The 3,154-nt window shown below is 29.5% G+C and carries 3 protein-coding genes; 1 reads left to right on the top strand and 2 read right to left on the bottom strand.

What is annotated here, in order from left to right:
• Nucleotides 1-130: 130 nt before the first annotated feature.
• Nucleotides 131-745: a TetR/AcrR family transcriptional regulator gene (locus MM239_RS20660; RefSeq protein WP_241350226.1), complete on the bottom strand. Its 615-nt coding sequence runs from the start codon at nt 743-745 to the stop codon at nt 131-133.
• Nucleotides 738-2,000 (bottom strand): aminotransferase class I/II-fold pyridoxal phosphate-dependent enzyme, encoded by a 1,263-nt coding sequence (locus MM239_RS20655; RefSeq protein WP_241350225.1) that lies wholly within the window; start codon nt 1,998-2,000, stop codon nt 738-740. The genes MM239_RS20660 and MM239_RS20655 overlap by 8 nt, the downstream gene beginning before the upstream one ends.
• A 567-nt stretch (nt 2,001-2,567) precedes the next feature.
• Between MM239_RS20655 and MM239_RS20650 the strand changes: the two genes are divergently transcribed.
• Nucleotides 2,568-2,945 carry a hypothetical protein gene (locus tag MM239_RS20650; protein ID WP_241291907.1) on the top strand — a complete coding sequence of 126 codons (378 nt, stop codon included), beginning with the start codon at nt 2,568-2,570 and terminating at the stop codon, nt 2,943-2,945.
• Nucleotides 2,946-3,154: the final 209 nt, after the last annotated feature.

Below are 3,154 nucleotides of genomic sequence, written 5' to 3'. Positions count from 1 at the left end.
TTTGCTTAGTCCTGATCCCTGCCACTTGGTGAACAGCTTGTAATATTCGTCGTTGCTAATCTTTTTCATGATGCAAGATTACAACCCAAACAGTAATTAGAAAAGATGGGGTTTATCGGACGGATACAAATCAAGTATTGTTAGAATCATTCAAGAATATGTCATTTATAAATGATACAGCATTTTTAATTTTGTCTTGGTCTTCCTTATCGTTTAAATTTAGACCGCAAAATGTCCCATTGTTCGAAGATGCATGTAATGAGAGGTAATACATGGCAGCAACGTTAATTGCTGAAATTGCTCTAAAATCAATGTCTGTATTTTTAAGTTGTTCTTGGGCTATTTCAAAAAGATGATTTCCTACTTCTTCTCGTTTAGCTATAAATTTTTTCATCAGTTCATTCTCTTCCGTTACACTCCAAAGCATTAATTTTTGCAAATGAACATCTGATAAGATACTGTCAAATTGTTTATGTAGATAAAATTTCACCAATTGATTAAATGAAAAAGGGCTATTTTTAGATATTACTTTATTTAGAAGATCTACTTTGGTTGACCAGTAATCTTTTTGTTCAAAATATTTTTCTAATAGATTTTCTAAAGAACTATATTTTCTATAGATATAAGATTTGTCTACTCCAGACATAGCAGAGACCTTATTGATTCCTAACTCTTCATGTCCATGTTTTCCAAAGATCTCATCAATAGCCAAAAATAATTTTGAATCATTTTCATTATTAACCATATGCTACTTTTTTTATATTCAAGATATTATCAGCTTTCAATAGCGCATTTACAGCTTTGTCCAAGTGTTCTACTTCATGATTAGCTGTCAGGTTAAACCTAATTCTAGCATCTTTTTTTGCAACTGCAGGATACATTATCGGGTTAGCATGAACTCCATTTTCCAATAAGATTTTACCAGTTTCTAATGTTTTGTGAATATCTCCAATTTTAACTGGAATTACAGCGGATTCGGAATTCCCAACTTCAAAACCATTCTCAATTAAAGCATTTTTGAAGTAATTGATGTTATTCCATAGTTTATTTCTTAAGTTTTTGTCTGTTTCGATTATTTCTAAGGCCTTTATGGCTCCTAAAATTGAGGGAGTTGAAGTAGTGGAGAAGAGATGTTGTTTTGATTGGAATTTTAAATAACGCATAATACTTTTTTTCCCAACAACAAATCCACCCAGATTACCAATAGATTTACTTAAAGTACCAATAAATAAGTCAATATCTCTGAATGCATCAAAAACTTCAACAACTCCTCTTCCTGAATCACCTAAAACACCAATTCCATGTGCATCATCAACTGCAATCATAGCTCCATGTTCTTTTGCAAGAGGTATAATTTTATCTAACAATGCTATATCGCCATCCTGAGAATAAACTCCATCTAGAATTATCATTCTAGTTCTATACTTACCGCTTGTGTTTATTAAGATCCTTTCTAACATATCAATGTTGTTATGTAGAAAAGTTTTTACGTTAGTTAGTTGGCAGCCTTCGTAGATGCTCGCATGAACGGCCATATCTAATATTGCAAGATCCTCTTTGTTTAAAAGGGCTTGGAAAGTAGCACTATTCGCAGTATATCCTGTATTGTATAGGATAGCATCTTCTCCTTCGAAGAAATTTGCCAACTTATTTTCCAGCATTTCATGGTAAATAAAATGGCCTCCAATTGCCGGGGATGCCGCAGATCCAGCACCAAACTTCATAACAGCCTCAATTATAGAGTTTTTAACTTCTTCATTCTGAGTTAAACCCAAATAATCATTGGAGACGAAGCTTGCAACTTCAACAGTTTTTCCAAAAAGAGGGACATTGATTGAAATCGATGGTTTACATCCATCATATGATGTCAACCTATAATTTAGTTTACCGTTTGAAAATAAGTAATCTAAATAATCGGAAAATAGCTTGGCTCTTTCTTCCAGAGAAATGTGTTCAATGTTTTCAAAATCTTTGAAACTAGCTTTGTCGAAATTAATCATATCTTTTAAATTAAATCAATAATAGGTAATTAAAGCATTATTTAATATAAAATTTAAATTTTTATAAAAATAATTTTTTTTCACAGAATGAGAAATAAATTTAATTAGAAAATATTTTAAGTTTTCATAAGAGTGTCTATAATTTTTTTAAATATATTTCACCAAAAAAAACGTAAATAACATAAAATTAATGTGTTATAAAATATTTTTGATTTTTTGTTTCAAATAATTGTCTCACAACCTATGTCTCAATGCTATTGTTTTTCATGATCAATGAAAAAATTATGTACGATAAATTAAAATATTTTCAAGTAATGAAGTCATAAATTATTAATGTTATTCGTTTAAAATTCATTATTAATTTTTTGATTTATTAAATTGAACAAAATTGGTAGATTTATTGCTATAGAGTTATTAAATCAAATTAATTTGGTTGAAGGAGTTGTAATATTTAAATAATTATAAAGTTGGTTAAATTAATTTGAGTAGTTATGAGTGGCATTTTTTTTAAATATGTCCATTTCATAATAAGATTTATATTAATTTTGTGTAATTGAATGTTTTTATATGTCAAATGTAACAGAAGAAGAAGTAATAGTTTTCCTAAAGGCCAGAAGGGAAGAGTTATTAAAAGAATTAGAAAAGGTAGAAACAGCCTTAAATGCATTAGGTGGTTTGAGTATACCTGCGAATTATTTTTATGAGGAACCAGAGATACCAAATTCTTATTCAGAGAAGTTAAAGATGGACAAGAAGATCTTATTTGCACTAAATCAAATAGGATCAGGTGATAAGATGGATATTTTGGCACAATTGAAAATTCTTGAACCATCTCTGGATGTGGAAAAATTGGAAAAATCTATTGCTGTACGTTTATCATACTTAAAGAATAAAAACATGATAAAGTGGGATAAAAATGGCAGGTCGTTGACATATCATTTTTAGTTCAAAATTCTTTACTTGCCTTGTAATTGTTTGAGTTCTTTTGGTGAGATTAAAAATTAAGTTTGATAATATTGATTTATGAGTTCCTAGATTCAATCAATAAATGCAACACTAAAGGTTTAAGGAAAGGAACCTAGGTTCCTTTCCTTAGGCTGAAATTAATAAATTAGTGTTGTCATGAATAAATTTAAACATCTCAGCCCAGAACA

This window comes from Belliella filtrata (assembly GCF_022549775.1).
GTDB classification, from domain to species: Bacteria; Bacteroidota; Bacteroidia; order Cytophagales; family Cyclobacteriaceae; genus Belliella; species Belliella filtrata.
Note: the sequence above shows the minus strand (reverse complement) of the source record. Positions and strands in the feature narration are given on the sequence as shown.